The organism is Pseudomonas aphyarum (assembly GCF_028657055.1).
Lineage (GTDB): Bacteria > Pseudomonadota > Gammaproteobacteria > Pseudomonadales > Pseudomonadaceae > Aquipseudomonas > Aquipseudomonas aphyarum.
In genome coordinates this window covers 387,739-405,956 of sequence record NZ_JAMDGS010000002.1, presented here as the reverse complement: position 1 = coordinate 405,956, position 18,218 = coordinate 387,739, and the positions used below count along the sequence as shown (strand labels likewise).

The following is an 18,218-nucleotide window of genomic DNA, read 5'->3' as shown; positions in this document are numbered from 1 at the left end:
CGTACAGGCCTTTGGCCGCAGCCTCCGTGGAAGAACCTAATGAAAAGCGCAGAAATCCGTGAAGCCTTCCTTCGCTTCTTCGAAGAGCAAGGCCACACCCGTGTAGCCTCCAGCTCTTTGATTCCGGGCAACGACCCAACCCTGCTGTTCACCAACGCGGGGATGAACCAGTTCAAGGACTGCTTCCTGGGCCAGGAAAAGCGCGCGTACACCCGTGCGACCAGCAGCCAGAAATGCGTGCGTGCCGGTGGCAAGAACAGCGACCTGGAAAACGTCGGTTATACCGCCCGTCACCACACTTTCTTCGAAATGCTGGGCAACTTCAGCTTCGGTGACTATTTCAAGCACGACGCGATTACCTTCGCCTGGACCTTCCTGACCGGTGTCCTGAAGCTGCCGAAGGAAAAGCTCTGGGTCACCGTCTACGCCTCCGACGACGAAGCGTATGACATCTGGACCCAACAAGTCGGTGTGCCGGTCGAGCGCATGATCCGCATCGGCGACAACAAAGGCGCGCCTTACGCGTCCGACAACTTCTGGACCATGGGCGATACCGGCCCGTGTGGCCCATGCACCGAGATTTTCTACGATCACGGCGACCACATCTGGGGCGGCCCTCCGGGTTCGCCGGAAGAAGACGGCGACCGTTACATCGAGATCTGGAACAACGTGTTCATGCAGTTCAACCGCACCGCCGACGGCGTGTTGCATCCGTTGCCAGCGCCGTCGGTCGACACCGGCATGGGCCTGGAGCGGATCAGTGCGGTGATGCAGCACGTCAACTCCAACTACGACATCGACCTGTTCAAGAACCTGCTGAAAGCTTCGGCTGAGGCAATCGGTTGCGAAAATGGCGACCAGTCTTCGCTCAAGGTCGTTTCCGACCACATCCGTTCGTGCGGTTTCCTGATCGCCGACGGCGTGCTGCCGTCCAACGAAGGCCGTGGCTATGTGCTGCGCCGGATCATCCGTCGTGCCTGCCGTCACGGTAACAAGCTGGGCGCCACCGGCAGCTTCTTCTACAAGATCGTTGCGGCACTGGTCGCCGAGATGGGCGAAGCATTCCCGGAACTGAAGAAGCAGCAATCCAACATCGAGCGCGTGCTCAAGGCCGAAGAGGAACAATTCTCCAAGACCCTGGATCACGGCCTGAAGATTCTCGAGCAGGATCTGCTGGAACTCAAAGGCACCGTGGTGCCGGGTGACGTGGTGTTCAAACTCTACGACACCTACGGTTTCCCGATGGACCTGACGGCGGACATCGCTCGCGAGCGCAGCCTGACCATTGACGAAGTCGGTTTCGAACGCGAGATGGAAGCCCAGCGTGTTCGTGCACGTTCGGCCAGTTCGTTCGGTCTGGACTACAACACCCTGGTCAAAGTTGATGTGGCCACCGAGTTCACCGGTTACACCGACACCAGCGGTTCGGCAAAAATTGTCGCTATCTATAAAGATGGCCAATCGGTCGACGTCTTGAATGAAGGCGAAGAGGCGGTGATCGTTCTGAATCAGACGCCGTTCTACGCTGAATCCGGCGGCCAGGTGGGCGATTGCGGTTACCTGCAGGCCGGCAACAGCCGTTTCGACGTACGTGACACCACCAAGACCGGCGGCGCGTTCCTGCACCACGGCGTGCTGGCGTCCGGCAGCCTGACTATCGCTGCACCGGTTGAAACGCATGTCGATGCTGAAGTGCGTCATGCGACTTCGTTGAACCACTCGGCCACCCACTTGCTGCACGCTGCATTGCGTCAGGTGCTGGGTGAGCATGTTCAGCAGAAAGGTTCGTTGGTTGATAGCCAGCGTCTGCGTTTCGACTTCAGCCACTTTGAAGCGATCAAGCCTGAGCAGATCAAGGCGCTGGAAGACATCGTCAACGCCGAGATTCGCAAGAACTCCGCCGTTGAAACCGAAGAAACCGACATCGAAACCGCCAAGCAGAAAGGCGCGATGGCGCTGTTCGGCGAGAAGTACGGCGACAACGTGCGCGTGCTGAGCATGGGCGGTGATTTCTCCGTCGAGCTGTGCGGCGGTATCCACGCCAATCGTACCGGCGACATCGGCCTGCTGAAAATCATCAGCGAAGGCGGTGTGGCATCGGGCGTGCGTCGTATCGAAGCGGTCACCGGCGCTGCGGCGCTGGCTTACTTGAACGCTGCTGAAGAACAACTCAAGGAAGCGGCCAGCCTGGTCAAGGGCAGCCGCGACAACCTGATCGACAAGCTGTCGGCTGTGCTGGAGCGCAACCGTGCGCTTGAAAAGCAGCTCGAGCAGTTGCAGGCCAAGGCCGCTGCTGCCGCAGGCGACGATCTGTCGGCCTCGGCCGTGGACGTCAAGGGCGTGAAAGTGCTGGCCGTGCGTCTGGATGGTCAGGACGGCAAGGCGCTGCTGGCGCTGGTCGATCAGCTGAAAAACAAACTCGGCCGCGCAGTGATCCTGCTCGGCAGTGTCCATGAGGAAAAGGTCGTACTGGTTGCAGGTGTAACCAAGGACCTGACTGGCCAACTCAAAGCCGGTGATTTGATGAAACAGGCTGCTGCGGCAGTGGGCGGGAAGGGCGGTGGTCGTCCGGACATGGCGCAGGGCGGCGGTGTCGACGCCGGCGCACTGGATGGCGCACTGGCGCTGACCGTTCCATTCGTCGAGCAGGGTTTATAAGACGGCCCGTCGGGCCCGCAGTCTAGTGGCGGGCCCGGCGGCTGTTTGAGTGATTATTGGGCGCCCTTCATGGGCAGAGGCGGCTTTGAAATGGCTTTGATCGTACAGAAATTTGGAGGCACCTCGGTCGGCACTGTCGAGAGAATCGAGCAGGTCGCCGACAAGGTTAAGAAATTCCGCGATGCCGGCGATGACCTGGTGGTTGTGCTGTCTGCAATGAGCGGCGAAACCAACCGTCTGATCGATCTGGCCAAGCAAATCAGTGGCGAAGATCAACCGGTTCCGCGTGAACTGGACGTGATCGTTTCCACCGGTGAACAGGTGACGATCGCCCTGTTGGCCATGGCGCTGATCAAGCGCGGTGTGCCGGCGGTGTCGTACACCGGCAACCAGGTGCGGATCCTGACGGACAGCGCGCACAATAAAGCGCGTATCTTGCAGATTGATGACCAGAAGATTCGCGGTGATCTGAAAGCAGGTCGCGTGGTTGTGGTTGCCGGTTTCCAGGGCGTCGACGAGCACGGCAACATCACGACCCTGGGTCGTGGCGGTTCCGACACCACCGGTGTGGCGCTGGCCGCTGCACTGAAGGCTGACGAATGCCAGATCTACACCGACGTCGATGGTGTCTACACCACTGACCCGCGTGTGGTATCGGTCGCTCAGCGTCTGGACAAGATCACCTTCGAAGAGATGCTGGAAATGGCCAGCCTCGGTTCCAAGGTGCTGCAGATCCGCGCGGTGGAGTTCGCCGGCAAGTACAACGTTCCGCTGCGCGTACTGCACAGCTTCAAGGAGGGTCCGGGCACCCTCATTACTATTGATGAAGAGGAAACCATGGAACAGCCGATCATTTCCGGCATCGCTTTCAACCGCGATGAAGCCAAGCTGACCATCCGTGGCGTGCCAGACACCCCGGGCGTGGCCTTCAAGATTCTCGGCCCGATCAGTGCCGCGAACATCGAAGTCGACATGATCGTGCAGAACGTCGCGCACGATAACACCACCGACTTCACCTTCACCGTGCACCGCAACGACTACCAGTCCGCGCAAACCGTGCTGGAAAACACCGCTCGCGAGATCGGTGCCCGTGAAGTGGTTGGCGACACCAAGATTGCCAAGGTCTCGATCGTCGGCGTCGGCATGCGTTCCCACGCAGGTGTGGCCAGCCGCATGTTCGAATCCCTGGCAAAAGAAAGCATCAACATCCAGATGATCTCGACCTCGGAAATCAAGGTTTCCGTGGTGATCGAAGAGAAGTACCTGGAACTGGCCGTGCGCGCCCTGCACACGGCTTTCGAACTGGACGCTCCGGCCCGTCAGGGCGAGTAATCCTGGTCAATGAAGGGCGCGGTCTGACCGCGCCCTTTATTTTTTGAATGGCGCGAGCCCTGAACTGTTCTTTTGCTCGCGCTGGTCAATACTCAGGCATGTAGGGCTACGATCGCTCCGGTTGTAGGTCGGGTGCCTTTTTTTTGCAGACTGTTGTCCCTGAAATGATTCGCGTGAGGAGAAAGGTATGCTGATTCTGACTCGTCGGTGCGCAGAAAGCCTGATTATCGGTGATGGCGAAATCACCGTGACCGTGCTCGGCGTTAAAGGAAATCAAGTGCGTATCGGCGTCAACGCCCCGAAAGAGGTGGCCGTGCACCGTGAAGAAATCTATCTGCGTATAAAGAAAGAGAAGGACGAAGAACCAAGCCATTAATTTTTATCGATTTTTATGTTTGCAAACGGGGAAGAAGGTGGTTAATATACGCCCCGTGTTGCGGAGAGCTGGCCGAGTGGCCGAAGGCGCTCCCCTGCTAAGGGAGTACACCTCAAAAGGGTGTCGGGGGTTCGAATCCCCCGTTCTCCGCCATTATTTGCTTAGTACGTTGTAATCTGGCTTTTTCTGTAAGTTGTTGAAATTTATAGAAAAAGTGGTTGGAATAGAGATTAGACGGGCTATAATGCGGCGCAACAAATGCACTCGTAGCTCAGCTGGATAGAGTACTCGGCTACGAACCGAGCGGTCACAGGTTCGAATCCTGTCGAGTGCACCATTTAAGAGTCAGCTGCAGCAATGCAAATGACTCGGCTTCAACCAGTTGTGATCTGGTCTAAAAACACAAAATGCACTCGTAGCTCAGCTGGATAGAGTACTCGGCTACGAACCGAGCGGTCACAGGTTCGAATCCTGTCGAGTGCACCATTTAAGAGTCAGTTGCAGCAATGCAGATGACTTGGTTACAGCCAGTTGTGGTCTGGTCTAAAAACACAAATTGCACTCGTAGCTCAGCTGGATAGAGTACTCGGCTACGAACCGAGCGGTCACAGGTTCGAATCCTGTCGAGTGCACCATATACCGAAAAGCCCGCGTTTAACGCGGGCTTTTTGCTGTCCGGGATTTGGCTTTTCCCGTCACGCATCCTTTCTCATCAAAATCGATTTGAGCACTGCGGCCTCGCTTGAGGTCGTAACGATAACTCGTTGCCGAATTGCGGATGCTCACCTTGTCGGGTTTGCCCAAGGCGCTTTCAACATCCTGTTGGCTCATGCCAGCGATGATTCGTTGATTGATGATCGCCTCGCGTTTCTGTCGTGCATCGATCAGATCTCCACATTTATCGTGAGTGCGCCCGACGACGGCCATTTCTCGTTTTCTGATATTCATACCGGATATTTCTTCGTGCCGGGCTTCGGGTATCAGTGTCACGGTCGAGCCAGGCGAGTAGGGGCGAACTTCCTGCAATGAAAGGTGCTCGTCGTTCGCGCAGCTCAACGTGGTGAACGTGACGCGACCATCAGCTGCTTCGCAGCGATGAAGTGTCGTTGCGCTCCCGATGTTGGGCAGGCAGAGCAGGGTGGTCAGCATGAATCGGGATGTTTTCGATGGCATTCGGCGTCCTCCATGACGATTGTCCTCAAGCGTAGTCGGCAGTTTTTTCACCGCCGGTGTGTTTTCTTTTCAGGATGAGTCGTCGCAGTGTGAAGGATCAGGACAGCGCTCAGCTTTGTCTCGCAAGCGCTTGTTTCAGCCACGATTTTTTAACGTTTAAAACCGTCAGGCGGTGTATCATTGCGCCCGTCAGCCCCGCCGGGGCTTATGGAAAACCTCCATGGACTTACCCAGTAGTTATTCAGTAACCCGTTTCACCAATCATGAATTGACTGATTGATCCTTCCGGCGTGCCCCGCTGCTGGGAGTGGAGTTCGCCTATGTCCGAAATCGAAGTAAAGAAAACACAGGAAAGCCTGCAGGATCGCCTGGCTCAGGTCGTCGAGCTGCTGCAGCGCCAGCGGGTCGTCGAAGACCTGACTCATCGCCAGGAAGGCCCGCATCATGACCGGGTCGAGAACCTGGTCCACCGGCAAAACCTCGTCGAGCTGCAACGCAAGCTCGATGATCTGCACTCCGCCGACGTCGCCTACATTCTTGAAGCCCTGCCGCTGGACGATCGTCTGACGCTCTGGCAACTGGTCAAGGCCGATCGCGACGGCGACATTCTTCTCGAAGTATCCGATTCCGTCCGTGAAACTCTGATCGCCGACATGGACGATCACGAGCTCCTGGCTGCGGCCAAGGACATGGATGCCGACGAACTTGCTGACCTGGCCTCCGAGCTGCCGCGAGACGTCGTCCATGAGCTGATGGAGACTCTGGATCAGCAGCAACGCGAACGTGTGCGTTCGGCCCTCTCCTACGACGAGGAGCAGGTCGGTGCGCTGATGGACTTCGAGATGGTGACCATCCGTGAGGATGTCAGTCTCGAAGTGGTTCTGCGTTACCTGCGTCGCCTGAAAGAGCTGCCGGGTCATACCGACAAACTGTTCGTGGTCGACTACGACGGTGTGCTCAAGGGCGTGCTGCCGATCAAGCGTTTGCTGGTGAATGATCCGGAGAAACAGGTTTCCGAAGTCATGGCGAGTGACCCGGTGAGTTTTCACCCGGATGAAGACGCCTACGACGCCGCTCAGGCGTTCGAACGTTACGACTTGATCTCGGCCCCGGTGGTCGACAAGAACGGCAAGCTGATCGGCCGTCTGACCATCGACGAAATGGTCGACCTGATTCGTGAGGAGAGCGAAAGCGAAGTCCTCAACATGGCGGGTCTGCGTGAAGAGGAAGACATCTTCGCCTCCGTCTGGAAATCCCTGCGCAACCGTTGGGCATGGCTGGCAATCAACCTGATCACGGCATTCGTCGCGTCGCGGGTGATCGGCCTGTTCGAAGGTTCGATCGAGAAGCTGGTGGCACTGGCGGCGTTGATGCCGATCGTGGCGGGCATCGGCGGTAACTCCGGCAACCAGACGATCACCATGATCGTTCGCGCCATGGCGCTCGATCAGGTCAGCACCGGCAACACCTCGCGCCTGATGCGCAAAGAGCTGGCCGTGGCGTTGATCAATGGTCTGGTCTGGGGTGGTGTGATCGGCGTGGTCGCTTACTTGCTCTATGGCAGCTGGTCACTGGGCGTAGTGATGACCGCCGCCATGACGTTGAACCTGCTGCTGGCAGCGTTGATGGGGGTGCTGATCCCGATGACACTGGCCAAGATGGGCCGCGATCCGGCGATGGGCGCCAGTGTGATGATCACGGCCATGACCGACAGTGGTGGCTTCTTCATCTTCCTGGGGCTGGCGACGATTTTCCTGCTCTGACCGACCGCATTAAAAAACAGCCCGCCAATTGGCGGGCTTTTTTTCGCCTGTGAGAAGCCCGAATTGCGGGCAAAAAAAAGCCAGCATTCATGCTGGCTTGAGATGTTCGGTTTGACTCAGGATGCGTCTGCGGCCATTTCGGCGTCGTGGGCGATCAGAGAAACCAGCGCGTTCTGCTGGCGATGGGAGAGTTGGCGGAAGCGTTGCAGCAACTCGCGTTCGTGCAGCGACAGCTCCGGGCTGTCCAGGCGCATGCTCAGCTCTTCGCCCAGTGCACCTTCCTGAATAAGACTCTGCTCAAGGCGCGCAATGATCTCGGAGTTCATGCTGCGATGATGATTGCGAGCCACCTCGGCAATGCGTTCACGCATTCCGTCTGGCAGACGTACGACGAACTTGTCAGCCGTACGGCTGGAATAAATTGCCTGTTTCAATGGGCGCATATATTTAACCGGTTAGTTCAGGGGAGCGGTTCTCGGGATTGGCCGCAGGATGTGTGGTAGGACAAGCATCCGCGCCAAATGGTTCAACCTGAATTGTTATGAGGCGCGCATCATGCCTCAAAATTGCCAGATCATTGGCGTCAATTCTGTGACAAATATTGATCCGGGTAAAGGCGTAATGCCAGCACCAATTATCAGAAATGCGGACTGGTTTGAAAAGAAAGTATCGGCCCGTATCACTGACCGCGTCCTGAAACACGTCGACTGATGCCCGAAGGCGTCAGAACGTGCATGCTATGCGGGTTGAATCGTTGTTCCTTACCTTGTACAGGATAGTGGCAAATGGCCGATTTACTAGGGGCAAATGCCCGCCGGAGGGCGTTTTCAGGATGGATGGCAGGCTGATTTACCTCATGGGACCTTCCGGCTCCGGCAAGGACAGTCTGATCGAGGCTGCGCGTGAACCCTTACGGGCGTTGAACTGCGAAATCATCAGGCGAGTGATCACCCGTTCGGCGGAATCCGTGGGTGAGGATGCGATTGGCGTGACGCCGCAGGAGTTCGAGCAACGTCAGCGCGCCGGCGAGTTTTCGCTGGCGTGGGAGGCCAACGGTCTTGCCTACGGGATTCCGGTGGAAATGGACCAATGGTTGAAAGCCGGCAAACACGTCCTGGTGAACGGGTCTCGGGCGAACCTTCGACAAGCGCTGGAAAGCTACCCGACGCTGGTGCCGGTGTTGCTGACGGTGCGAGATAACGTCTTGCGTGAGCGCCTGCTCCGGCGTGGCCGGGAGACGCTTGAGCAGATCGATGCGAGGCTGGCCCGCAACACGCTGTTCAAGGACAGGCGTTCAACCGACAGCCCTGTGCACCTGATCGACAACTCGGGCGACCTGGCCGATGCCGTCAATCATCTTCTGGAACTGGTCAGGCTTAGCGCAAGACCGGATCAAACTTGATCTTGCGCCCGGCCACCAGCGCCAATACGAACAGCGCCGAGAAAACGCCGCAACCGATCAGGGGCAGGGATATTTCGGTTTCCTCGAACAGCGAAAAATGCCCGAGGCCACTCAATAAGGCGAGGATCAGAAATCCTGCAGCTGACTTGGACATGCTGTACTCCTGAAGATATTTTCAAAACACCAGACGTTCAGTCGAATGCGCCGGCAACGCCTGTTCAGACTCGCTGACCGCTTGCGGGGCGAAGCTCTGATCGCTCAACACCGCCCATTGCGGCGCCTTCTGCACTTGCAGGTAATGCGGCATGCGCCCGGCCACTTTCTCGTTGTCCTCGGGGACGAAGTGAAAGCCCACCAGGACGGCCAGTGCGATGGCGTTTGCGAACACGAGGGCGCTGTTCATGAGACGAGTCTCCGATTGTTCTTGTATAAGAACCGGTAAAGCAGCCGCCGTGCCAATAGTCTAACCGCTGTTAAGTCCTTTAAAAACAAGCATTTAAGAGGGTTTTTCGAAGAGGGTGCATTGCATTCTGCAATGATGGCTTTTTGCGGTGATGCAAATTGCACGGTAAAACATCCGGCACCCTTGCAAGGCGCCTGCCTACACTTAAAAAGCCCTGCGGACGACATGACAAATCAGGGCCTGGCCGTTAACATGCACGCCGTCTGTCGCACCGACAGTCCTGTGTCCCAGTAGCTCAATTGGATAGAGCATCCCCCTCCTAAGGGGAAGGTTGGCAGTTCGAACCTGCCCTGGGACACCATCTATTGAAAAGCCCCGCGCAGAGTGATCTGGCGGGGCTTTTTGCTGCGTGGGAAAAGACCTAGTACGTCTCGGCGCCACCCTCAGCTTTGCCAATCGACGTGCTGACCTGGGTGATATGCCGACGCCCGTTAACCGTATATCCGCGCTCCTGGCTCTCAGTTTCTGGCTTGCGCATCGTCAATTTTGCGAAGAGCCCATTCTTTTCATCGTAGCTGCCGAACCAGTTGATCAGTCTTGCGACATAACAATCATCACCAATGATCACGGGGAAATCGGCGACAGGTTCGATCGCGTAGTAGCTCGCACCGTAGCCGTAGTATTCCTCGATGTCCTTGGCGGATTGGGGGATGGGGCAGAGCGGCTTTTTCTGCTGTCCCGTCATCCCCGTATTTGTGTCCAGACCGGTCACGGCTTTGGCGAGCACTTTCTGCAGGGACGGTTCCAGTTCGTACGCTTTATCACTGTCCTCGATGTACTGAGTGTGTGGAACGGTCAGTTGGTAGTCGTAGCGCACGCTGATCGTCGGCACCTGCCGGTTGATCTTCAGAGGATTGAGCAGGTAGACCTGATCTTCGCCGTAGCTGCCGTTCTGGTAGGCGAAATAGATTTTTCCGCGAGCACCGATCAGATACACGGCCTGATTGGCACCGCGGTCATTAGTATAGAAAAGGACGCTGTCGTTACTGTTCTGAGGGGCAATCTCAGCCGTTCTCCTGATAAATCTGCTGTCGCCCCGACGCCAGGTTTCCGTGTAATGAAACATCCCGGTGCCGCCGGAGTAGGTTTCCACGATGAGGTCACGCTGGCCGTCACCATCCAGATCCATCAGGGTGTACGAGGTTTGGCCGGACTCTGCGGCTCCCTTGATGTCGGATGCTTGCAGTGCTTTCCACTCGTCTTGCGTGACATCTTTGGGGATAGTCGTGGGGAAGAGCGGTTGCTCATCTTCATCCAGCTCGGCTGAAAACGAGCTGCCGACGTAGCCAAGCGTCATAGAATTCAGCGCCCGCTCCAGCGCAAACTCCGGATTCTCCTTGCTCATCTCCCGAACCCGCTGCTGCAGATCCTCAATGACCTGTTTATCAATGTCGTCCGGTTTGTAGGCCACCGCGTCGAGCCACTGCGCGTTCAGAATCTGCAAACGATCCTGATAACGCCGCTTCAGACAACTGACCTCCTCGCCACATCGATCACGCTCCTTCAGCCACTGACGCTGAGCCTTTTTCACGTCGGCCTGCGCCGGTGCAGCCTTCATCAACTTCCGGTAAGCCGCCCCCATCTGCGCATCCAGCTCATACAACGGCTTGTCCGCGCAAATCGCGTTCTCCACAACACTGGCCGCCTTTGTGCAGTCCATTCCGCTCGCCAGTGCCTGCTGAAAAAACAGCAGCGCACAGGCCGACACGATGTAGCGTCCCTTGATGTACACGATGAATCCTTTGCCGTTGGAAGGTGAGAACCGCCGCGCAGGGTAATCCTTGCGCAACGAATCTTGAACCCTCGCTTCAAGAGAACCGCTGATCCGGCCGATAACCCATTCGGTGACTTCAGAGTCGCGCGAAATCGCTTGATAGCATTTGGCCGGCAGCTATCATCTGCGCGCCTGGAAATGGTCCATCCTCTTCAATTGCCTGGAAATCCTCGATGCTGTCGTATCACCAAAAGAGTTTTCTGATCGTCGATGATTTCTCGGATTTCCGCAGTTCCGTGCGTTCGATGTTGCGCGAGTTGGGCGTCAAGGATGTGGATACCGCCGACACCGGTGAGCAGGCGCTGAAAATGTGTGCGCAGAAGTCCTACGATTTCATCCTCCAGGACTTCCACCTCGGTGACGGCAAGAAGAACGGTCAGCAGGTGCTGGAAGACCTGATGATGGAGAAGCTGATCAGCCACGAAGCGGTGTTCGTGATGGTTACGGCCGAGACCAGCCAGGCGATGGTGCTCAGTGCCCTGGAGCACGAGCCGGACGCGTACCTGACCAAGCCGTTCAACCGTTCCGGCCTGGCTCAGCGGCTGGAACGTCTGGAGCAGCGCAAGACCCTGCTCAAGCCGATTCTGCAAGCTCTCGACCGTGGCAAACCGGTCGAGGTGCTCAACGCCTGCATCGCCCTGTGCAAACAGGACATCCGTTATTCGCCGCTGTGCCTGCGCTATCGCGCCGATGCACTGCGCGACATGAACCAGAACGAAGCGCTCGAGCGCCTTTACGACAGCATCATCGCCGACCGGCCGTTGCCGTGGGCGTTTGCCGGGTTGGGCAAGTTGCTGTTCAAGCGCGGGCAGGTCAGTCAGGCCAAAGGCGTTTACGAAAAAGCCCTGAAGGTCTTCCCGATGATGCCGGCGCTGTATGACGGCATGGCCGACGTGCTGGTCGCCGAAGGCGATACCAAAGGCGCGCAGCAAGTGCTGGAGGAGGCGATTCGCCTGTCGCCGCTGGCCGTGCGCCGTCAGGCGTTGCTGGGCAAGCTGGCGATGGCCAACGAAGATTTCGACACCGCTTCCCGGGCTTATCGCCAGGCGGTGAATCAGGGCGCGCAATCGCGCTTCAAGGATCCGGAAAGCAATCTGGGCCTGGCTCACGCGCTGATCAGCAAGGGCAGCGAACGCGGGCTCGACACCCGCACGCGTCTGGAGATCAACACCACACTGAGTGCGGTGGCGAAAGAAAACCCGACCGATCCGGGCCTGCAGATTCGCGCGCGTCTGATGAAGGCCACGAGCCTGTTGCTCAACGATGCCGAGACCGCCGAGAAGCTCACCGAGCAAGCGCTGATGCGCCTCGACGGCATGGAGCAGTTCATGAGTCCCGAGGCGGCGTTGCTGGTGGCCAAGCAATTGCAGATGCTCGGCCAGGCCGAGGCGGGCACCTCGATGCTCAAGAGCTGTGCGGAAATCTACGGCGATGACCCGACGGTGATGAAAGACATCGCCAAGCTCACCGACGACCCGACTATTCTCAGCTCCAGCAACGCCGCCGCCGACCTCAACCGTCAGGGCGTGCGCGTGTACAAGACCGGCAACCTGGTGGAGGCCCGTGAGGTGTTCCGCAAGGCGCTGAAGATGCAACCGAAGAACATCAGTATCGCGCTGAACATGGCCCAGTCGCTGCTGCACGGCACCGACACCAATGTGCCGTCGGCGGAGCTGGAAGAATGTCGGGCCTGCCTGAAACTGGTCGGCCTGATGCCCGACACCGACGCGCGTTATCCGCGTTATCAGAAGCTGAAAAGCAAGGCGTTTGGCGAATGAACCAAGACGAACAGGCACTGGATTTTTCCACGGTGATCGCCTCCACCGTGCACGACATGAAAAACTCTCTGGCGATGCTGATGCAGGCCCACAGCCAATGGCTGGCGCGCCTGCCCGAGGCACAGCGCCAAGGGACGGAGCAGGGCGTGATCGACTTCGAGTTCGCCCATCTCAACGGCATGCTGGTGCAACTGCTCGGGCTGTACAAGCTTGGGGTGAATCAGATGCCGTTGCAGCCGGCCTATCACGAGCTGGACGATTTCATCGAGGCGCAACTGGCGGCCCATCAGGAAGTGTTCGCCAGTCGCGGAATCATCGCCACTTACGAAGTCGATCCGCTCAGTCCCCTGGGCTTCTTCGACCGTGAACTGATTGCCTCGGTGCTGGGCAACTGCATCAACAATGCGATCCGCTACGCCCGTGAATCGCTGCTGATCACCGTCAGCGACGAGGCTGGTCAACTGGTGCTGAGCATCAATGACGACGGCGACGGCTACCCGGTCGAAATGCTCGAGCGTCAGTCCGATTATGTGCAGGGCATCAACCACAGCAGCGGCAGCACCGGCCTTGGTCTGTACTTCGCCGGACGCATCGCCGCGCTGCATCAGCGCAACGGTGTTGGCGGCCGGACCGAGATCCGTAATGGCGGCCCGTTGGGCGGCGGCGTGTTCAGTATTTACCTGCCCTGAATCACGGATTCATCGACCGGAATTCTTTTTGTTGGCTGCTGCTTGATATTCCGAACAGCCGAAGCCTATTTTGTCCGGGTCGCCGTTCGCGGCTCGCACAATAACAAGGATTGCGTCATGACAACCGATGGCCAGCGTTCACTCGCGCAGCGATTGACGGGCATTGATGAGATTGAATGTGTCACGCCGGATTTGAACGGTGTGCCACGTGGCAAGGTAATGACCGCCGAGGGTTTCCTCGAAGGGCGGCGTTTGCAGTTGGCCCGGGGGGTGCTGCTGCAATGCATCATGGGCGGTTATCCCGCCGCGAAATTCTATGGCAGCGATGACGGCGATCTGGCGCTGGTGGCCGATCCTGCGCAGATCCATCCGTTGCCATGGAGCGAAGAGCCACGGGCCTTTGCAATCTGTGATGCTGACGAGCTGACCGGCGAAAGCTCCAACCTGTCGACCCGTGGTCAGCTCAAGAAAGTCATTGCCCGCTACGCAGCCCGCGGTCTGGCACCGGTGGTGGCGACCGAACTCGAATTCTTTGTGTTCGCTCCGAACACCGACCCGAACCAACCGTTCCAGCCGCCAGTCGGTCTCGACGGTCGTCGCGAGGACGGTCACTCGGCGTTCAGCGTCAGTTCCAACAACGGTCTGCGGCCGTTCTTCAGTGAAGTCTATAAATGCATGGCGGCCCTCGGTCTGCCGCGCGATACCTTCATGCACGAAATGGGCGTCAGCCAGTTCGAGATCAACCTGCTGCACGGCGATCCGCTCCTGCTGGCCGACCAGACCTTCCTGTTCAAGCACCTGCTCAAGGAAGTCGCGCTCAAGCATGGCCTGACTGTGGTGTGCATGGCCAAGCCGCTGGCGCACACGCCGGGCAGTTCGATGCACATTCACCAGAGCATCGTCGAGATCGGCAGCGGCAAGAATGTGTTCAGCGACGCGGACGGTCAGCCGACTGCGATGTTCCGCCACTTCATCGGCGGGCAGCAGGCGGGCATGGCTGACTTCACCGCGCTGTTTGCGCCGAACGTAAATTCCTATCAGCGCCTGTGCCATCCGTTTGCGTCGCCGAACAATGCCTGCTGGTCCCATGACAACCGCGCCGCCGGCCTGCGTATTCCGGCCAGCTCGCCGGTTGCGCGTCGGGTCGAGAACCGCTTGCCGGGCGCCGATGCCAACCCGTATCTGGCGATCGCCGCAAGCCTGGCTGCCGGCTTGTACGGCATCGAGCATGAGCTCGAGCCAAGCGAAGCGATTCAGGGCGAGTTCGACGTGCCGGACCATCTTTCGCTGCCGTGTACCTTGCACGCGGCGCTCGAACGTCTGAAGCGCAGCCAGCTTGCAAAGGAACTGTTCGGCACGGAGTTCATCGAAGGCTACATCGCTTCGAAGACCATGGAGTTGACCAGTTTCTTTGATGAAATCACTCCCTGGGAACGCCGTGTTCTAGCAGCCCAGGCCTGACGAAATGTTGCCGTCGGGCTATCGTTTGATAGCCCGATACTTACCGCAAGGAGCCGCTCGGAACGCCGATGCGCCAAATCTGGAAATCCTTTCGAGCGCTGTATTTCGCCTCGCTGATGATGTTGATCGGCTCGGGCCTTCTTTCTACTTATCTGGCTTTGCGTCTGGCTGCCGACCATGTCGACGGGTTGTGGGTCGGTGCGTTGATGGCGGCCAACTATTTCGGTCTGGTGCTGGGCGGCAAGATCGGTCACCGCCTGATTGCACGGGTCGGGCATATCCGCGCCTACTCGGCGTGTGCCGGGATCGTCGGCGCGGCGGTGCTCGGTCATGGTCTGGTGGACTGGCTGCCAGCCTGGCTGGTGCTGCGGACCATCGTCGGCCTCGGCATGATGTGCCAGTACATGGTCATCGAGAGCTGGCTGAACGAGCAGGCCGACGCCAATCAGCGCGGCCTGGTGTTCAGCGGCTACATGATCGCGTCGTATCTGGGGCTGGTGCTCGGTCAGCTGATTCTGGTCATGCACCCGGGCCTTGGTCTGGAACTGCTGATGCTGGTCGCGCTGTGCTTCGCCCTGTGTCTGGTGCCGGTGGCACTGACCCGGCGGATTCACCCGGCACCGCTGCATCCGGCGCCGATGGAGCCGCGCTTCTTTATCAAGCGCGTGCCGCAGTCGCTGAGCACAGTGCTCGGGGCAGGGCTGATCATCGGTTCGTTCTACGGTCTGGCGCCGTTGTATGCCTCGCAGCAGGGGCTGTCCACCGAACAGGTCGGTCTGTTCATGGGTAGCTGCATCTTTGCCGGGCTGGTGGTGCAGTGGCCGCTAGGCTGGTTGTCCGATCGCTATGACCGGGCGCTGCTGATCCGCTGCTTTGCGCTGTTCCTGGCGGTTGCCGCGTTGCCGCTGGCGATCCTGCCGCAGGTGCCGCTGGAGGTGTTGTTCATTGTTGGCTTCCTCTGCTCGCTGGTGCAGTTTTGCCTGTATCCGTTGGCGGTGGCGTTCTCGAATGACCACGTGGAGGGCGAGCGCCGGGTGTCGCTGACGGCGATGTTGCTGGTGACCTACGGTGTGGGTGCGAGTATCGGGCCGCTGGCGGCCGGGGTGCTGATGAAGCTGTTCGGGCCGCAGAGCCTGTATGCGTTCTTCACCTTTTTCGCGCTGGTGCTGGTGTGGCGGATCCGGCCGAAAGCCGTGACCAATCTGCACCAGGTCGACGATGCACCGCTGCATCACGTGGCGATGCCGGACAGCATGTCCAGTTCGCCGCTGGTGGCAGCGCTTGACCCGCGGGTTGACGAACAAGTGGTGCAGGAGCAGATGCAGAATACGGTCGCCCCTGAACCGGAGCCCGAACCGGAACCTGCCGTGCCCACCGACTCGACAGTCGAAGGCGAGGGGCCGGACATCACTCCCGCCAAGCCGTGATCCAGGCATAAAAAAACGGGCAGTCACCGCAGTGACTGCCCGTTTTTTATGCTTGCCGATCAGAGATCGTCTTTATCGAACCGACGCGCTTCGCGCTGCAGTTGATAAACGAAACGCTCGACGTTGCGGGCCGCCGGGCCGCTGATGTTGTGAAAGCGCAGGCCGGCGAAGGTGATGTTGAGTTTTTCTTCGAAGTGCAGGTAACGCAGCTCGACCGATACCGGTTGATTGCCGAACAGCGGTGCGGCGATCAGGCGATCATAGACCTGGCCCAATTGCAGGCGGTCGGTGATATCGCCTTCAAAGCGGAGCTTGCAACCCGTGGCCGAGATGTCCAGCAATTTGCCATCCAGCGGTGCCTTGAGTTTTTCGCCGCCGAGCACGACGCTGACCAGGTCGGTCAGTTTCAGTGCGGCGCGAAAGGCGTTGCGGCGCTGGTGATAAACCACTTCGGTGGGCAGGTCGCCGGTGTAGAAGCGGTCGCCGTCGGAGTCTTTGATGCTTAGCGTCCCTGTGCATTCCCAGGCAATGCGCACGCCATCATGAAAACCCTCAACCTTGAACGGTTCGCCTGCTTCCAGAAAACGTTCGCCGTCGCGCGGGATCATTTCATCAAGCTTGATCGAACCGTTTTCGCGATCGACTTCAATCAGGTAGCTCTGGAAGCGCTGGCTGCGCTCGTGGAACGTAATGATCAGCGGATCGTGGCTCTCTTGCAGCTGGCGCAGATTGCTGGAGATCTCCAGGGGCGTGGTGAGCACCTTTGGGGGCTGCGGAGCGTCATCGTTGGACACGTTAAATCAATCTCCAGACAAAATTTGACTACGGCTGGCCAGTATTTTGCCAGCATGTTTCGCACGTTGATAGGGCGCAAGCATAGAAGAAAGCATCACGCCTGGCTGAGCGCGCGTGGTTTCTGCAGTTTGGAGAAGGTGCCGCTGGCATCGTAGAGCGCGGGAGGCTCGCCGCCGGTGAGGATTTTCAGCTGATTGGCCGTGGCGGCCTGCTGCATGATGATCGACTGGCCGTTCTTGACGTTGGCCGCCTGGCACTGGGCAATCAGGTCGGTCAGGACATCGCTCTGGCTCAGCAACTGGTCGCCGATGCTCGACTGGCTGGCCAGTTGTTCCAGACCTGCGCGGTCGAGCGACAGATTGAGACTGGCGAGGATTTCGCTGCGCTTGCGGCCATGCTGTTCGAGCAGAATGATCAATGCCTGTTTGCGCGCCAGAATTTCTTCCAGCAGAGGCATGTCGCGACCGTGCAAGGCGAGGGACTCGGTTTGCAGTAACTCCAGCAATTGTTGAGCTGGAGCAAAGTCGTCGGTGATCAGTTGCAATAAATTAGTGTCGTGCATGGCTGGCCTTGGGTTTTAAGCGTCCAAAAGCCTGGCGCTGACCTAGGCCTGGCGCTGGGCTTCGAAATTAAGCAGTTTGCTGGCTACACGGTTGCTGTCGACCTTGTAGCTGCCATCGGCAATCGCTGCTTTCAACTCGGCCACACGGGCTTTATCGACGGCAGGCTGATCGCGCAGCTTGTCAGTGACCTTCTGCAACTGTTGAGCCTCATTGCTGAGGTGTACCGATTCCCCGCTTTTTGCGGTACTGGCCTGTTCGGCCGGGGTATTCAGCGGCGCGGAGGTGCCGGTTTCGGCGGTTTCCTTGGCGTTGCTGGTACGTGTACTGCCCGTAAGTGACGAGGAGCTGTTCAAACGGCTGAAATCGATGACCATGTTAAAAACCTCTGGGAATTTGGACGCTTGCCATGTTCTCGGCCATCCCCTGGAAAACTTTAGGCTCATTTAGCAATGAGCTTGCATGCGCCGTTGCAGATCCTGCTGCGGCACAGTTTAGGGAACAGCTCTGGTCAGCGCCAGTTTTCTGCTTGAGTACTCAGAGGCTTTTCAAATATCCGTTCATACA

Annotated in this window: 17 protein-coding genes and 5 tRNA genes; 14 read left to right on the top strand and 8 right to left on the bottom strand. The window is 58.4% G+C overall.

What is annotated here, in order from left to right; all coding sequences use genetic code 11:
* Positions 1–39 precede the first annotated feature (39 nt).
* The 7 genes from alaS (at position 40) to M5G18_RS03555 (ending at position 5,001) form a co-directional block, all read left to right on the top strand.
* Positions 40–2,658, top strand: coding sequence for an alanine--tRNA ligase (alaS, locus tag M5G18_RS03585; RefSeq protein WP_127799427.1), 2,619 nt, complete (start codon positions 40–42; stop codon positions 2,656–2,658).
* 90 nt (positions 2,659–2,748) lie between these two features.
* Complete coding sequence (locus M5G18_RS03580) at positions 2,749–3,990, top strand: aspartate kinase (protein WP_007951048.1); 1,242 nt, start codon at positions 2,749–2,751, stop codon at positions 3,988–3,990.
* 187 nt (positions 3,991–4,177) lie between these two features.
* Positions 4,178–4,366 (top strand): carbon storage regulator CsrA, encoded by a 189-nt coding sequence (gene csrA / locus M5G18_RS03575; protein WP_002554426.1) that lies wholly within the window; start codon positions 4,178–4,180, stop codon positions 4,364–4,366.
* Positions 4,367–4,428: 62 nt separating this feature from the next.
* Positions 4,429–4,519: transfer RNA gene (locus M5G18_RS03570), tRNA-Ser, on the top strand.
* 107 nt (positions 4,520–4,626) lie between these two features.
* Positions 4,627–4,703 (top strand) — tRNA-Arg (locus tag M5G18_RS03565).
* Between the two features lie 72 nt (positions 4,704–4,775).
* Positions 4,776–4,852: transfer RNA gene (locus M5G18_RS03560), tRNA-Arg, on the top strand.
* A 72-nt stretch (positions 4,853–4,924) separates the two neighbouring features.
* Positions 4,925–5,001, top strand: a tRNA-Arg gene (locus M5G18_RS03555).
* A 19-nt stretch (positions 5,002–5,020) separates the two neighbouring features.
* On the opposite strand, the gene M5G18_RS03550 is transcribed toward M5G18_RS03555, so the two are convergent.
* Positions 5,021–5,539 (bottom strand): cell envelope protein SmpA, encoded by a 519-nt coding sequence (locus M5G18_RS03550; protein WP_273899357.1) that lies wholly within the window; start codon positions 5,537–5,539, stop codon positions 5,021–5,023.
* Positions 5,540–5,859: 320 nt separating this feature from the next.
* On the opposite strand from M5G18_RS03550, the gene mgtE reads away from it, so the two are divergent.
* Positions 5,860–7,302, top strand: coding sequence for a magnesium transporter (gene mgtE / locus M5G18_RS03545; protein ID WP_007960287.1), 1,443 nt, complete (start codon positions 5,860–5,862; stop codon positions 7,300–7,302).
* Positions 7,303–7,418: 116 nt separating this feature from the next.
* Here mgtE and M5G18_RS03540 read toward each other — a convergent pair whose 3' ends face one another.
* Positions 7,419–7,745, bottom strand: a complete 327-nt coding sequence (locus tag M5G18_RS03540) for an Arc family DNA-binding protein (protein WP_003178899.1) — start codon at positions 7,743–7,745, stop codon at positions 7,419–7,421.
* A gap of 389 nt (positions 7,746–8,134) precedes the next feature.
* Here M5G18_RS03540 and phnN point away from each other — a divergent pair, with 389 nt between their 5' ends.
* Positions 8,135–8,704 (top strand): phosphonate metabolism protein/1,5-bisphosphokinase (PRPP-forming) PhnN, encoded by a 570-nt coding sequence (gene phnN, locus M5G18_RS03535; RefSeq protein WP_273899358.1) that lies wholly within the window; start codon positions 8,135–8,137, stop codon positions 8,702–8,704.
* Here the strand turns inward: phnN and M5G18_RS03530 are convergent.
* Together M5G18_RS03530 and M5G18_RS03525 are read right to left on the bottom strand one after the other, a co-directional pair.
* Positions 8,679–8,858: a PA3371 family protein gene (locus M5G18_RS03530; protein WP_007960291.1), complete on the bottom strand. Its 180-nt coding sequence runs from the start codon at positions 8,856–8,858 to the stop codon at positions 8,679–8,681. The genes phnN and M5G18_RS03530 overlap by 26 nt on opposite strands.
* Before the next feature lie 21 nt (positions 8,859–8,879).
* Complete coding sequence (locus M5G18_RS03525) at positions 8,880–9,107, bottom strand: hypothetical protein (RefSeq protein ID WP_085701582.1); 228 nt, start codon at positions 9,105–9,107, stop codon at positions 8,880–8,882.
* 284 nt (positions 9,108–9,391) lie between these two features.
* On the opposite strand from M5G18_RS03525, the gene M5G18_RS03520 reads away from it, so the two are divergent.
* A tRNA-Arg gene (locus M5G18_RS03520) sits at positions 9,392–9,468 on the top strand.
* Positions 9,469–9,528: 60 nt separating this feature from the next.
* Here M5G18_RS03520 and M5G18_RS03515 read toward each other — a convergent pair.
* A complete protein-coding gene (locus tag M5G18_RS03515; RefSeq protein WP_273899359.1) occupies positions 9,529–10,899 on the bottom strand; it encodes a lysozyme inhibitor LprI family protein in 1,371 nt (456 codons plus the stop codon).
* A 215-nt stretch (positions 10,900–11,114) separates the two neighbouring features.
* On the opposite strand from M5G18_RS03515, the gene M5G18_RS03510 reads away from it, so the two are divergent.
* From M5G18_RS03510 to M5G18_RS03495, 4 genes are all read left to right on the top strand, one after another.
* On the top strand, positions 11,115–12,719 hold the full coding sequence (locus tag M5G18_RS03510) for a tetratricopeptide repeat-containing response regulator (protein ID WP_273899360.1): 1,605 nt from the start codon (positions 11,115–11,117) through the stop codon (positions 12,717–12,719).
* Positions 12,716–13,408 (top strand): sensor histidine kinase, encoded by a 693-nt coding sequence (locus tag M5G18_RS03505; protein WP_273899361.1) that lies wholly within the window; start codon positions 12,716–12,718, stop codon positions 13,406–13,408. Before M5G18_RS03510 ends, M5G18_RS03505 begins: the two co-directional genes overlap by 4 nt.
* A 219-nt stretch (positions 13,409–13,627) precedes the next feature.
* Positions 13,628–14,869: a glutamine synthetase family protein gene (locus tag M5G18_RS03500; RefSeq protein ID WP_273899416.1), complete on the top strand. Its 1,242-nt coding sequence runs from the start codon at positions 13,628–13,630 to the stop codon at positions 14,867–14,869.
* A gap of 68 nt (positions 14,870–14,937) precedes the next feature.
* Positions 14,938–16,296 (top strand): MFS transporter, encoded by a 1,359-nt coding sequence (locus M5G18_RS03495; protein ID WP_273899362.1) that lies wholly within the window; start codon positions 14,938–14,940, stop codon positions 16,294–16,296.
* A 59-nt stretch (positions 16,297–16,355) separates the two neighbouring features.
* Here M5G18_RS03495 and M5G18_RS03490 read toward each other — a convergent pair whose 3' ends face one another.
* From M5G18_RS03490 to flgM, 3 genes are all read right to left on the bottom strand, one after another.
* Positions 16,356–17,090: a flagellar brake protein gene (locus M5G18_RS03490; RefSeq protein WP_007960322.1), complete on the bottom strand. Its 735-nt coding sequence runs from the start codon at positions 17,088–17,090 to the stop codon at positions 16,356–16,358.
* 95 nt (positions 17,091–17,185) lie between these two features.
* On the bottom strand, positions 17,186–17,653 hold the full coding sequence (locus M5G18_RS03485; protein ID WP_007960323.1) for a flagella synthesis protein FlgN: 468 nt from the start codon (positions 17,651–17,653) through the stop codon (positions 17,186–17,188).
* 42 nt (positions 17,654–17,695) lie between these two features.
* Positions 17,696–18,028, bottom strand: a complete 333-nt coding sequence (gene flgM / locus M5G18_RS03480; protein ID WP_273899363.1) for a flagellar biosynthesis anti-sigma factor FlgM — start codon at positions 18,026–18,028, stop codon at positions 17,696–17,698.
* Positions 18,029–18,218 lie beyond the last annotated feature (190 nt).

Coding starts and splice junctions, on each gene's coding strand:
- M5G18_RS03530 (WP_007960291.1), bottom strand. CDS start 8,858: ATGTCCAAGTCAGCTGCAGGATTTCTGATCCTCGCCTTATTGAGTGGC.
- alaS (WP_127799427.1), top strand. CDS start 40: ATGAAAAGCGCAGAAATCCGTGAAGCCTTCCTTCGCTTCTTCGAAGAG.
- M5G18_RS03485 (WP_007960323.1), bottom strand. CDS start 17,653: ATGCACGACACTAATTTATTGCAACTGATCACCGACGACTTTGCTCCA.
- M5G18_RS03550 (WP_273899357.1), bottom strand. CDS start 5,539: ATGCCATCGAAAACATCCCGATTCATGCTGACCACCCTGCTCTGCCTG.
- M5G18_RS03510 (WP_273899360.1), top strand. CDS start 11,115: ATGCTGTCGTATCACCAAAAGAGTTTTCTGATCGTCGATGATTTCTCG.
- phnN (WP_273899358.1), top strand. CDS start 8,135: ATGGATGGCAGGCTGATTTACCTCATGGGACCTTCCGGCTCCGGCAAG.
- M5G18_RS03505 (WP_273899361.1), top strand. CDS start 12,716: ATGAACCAAGACGAACAGGCACTGGATTTTTCCACGGTGATCGCCTCC.
- M5G18_RS03495 (WP_273899362.1), top strand. CDS start 14,938: ATGCGCCAAATCTGGAAATCCTTTCGAGCGCTGTATTTCGCCTCGCTG.
- M5G18_RS03525 (WP_085701582.1), bottom strand. CDS start 9,107: ATGAACAGCGCCCTCGTGTTCGCAAACGCCATCGCACTGGCCGTCCTG.
- M5G18_RS03580 (WP_007951048.1), top strand. CDS start 2,749: ATGGCTTTGATCGTACAGAAATTTGGAGGCACCTCGGTCGGCACTGTC.
- flgM (WP_273899363.1), bottom strand. CDS start 18,028: ATGGTCATCGATTTCAGCCGTTTGAACAGCTCCTCGTCACTTACGGGC.
- csrA (WP_002554426.1), top strand. CDS start 4,178: ATGCTGATTCTGACTCGTCGGTGCGCAGAAAGCCTGATTATCGGTGAT.
- mgtE (WP_007960287.1), top strand. CDS start 5,860: ATGTCCGAAATCGAAGTAAAGAAAACACAGGAAAGCCTGCAGGATCGC.
- M5G18_RS03500 (WP_273899416.1), top strand. CDS start 13,628: ATGACCGCCGAGGGTTTCCTCGAAGGGCGGCGTTTGCAGTTGGCCCGG.
- M5G18_RS03540 (WP_003178899.1), bottom strand. CDS start 7,745: ATGCGCCCATTGAAACAGGCAATTTATTCCAGCCGTACGGCTGACAAG.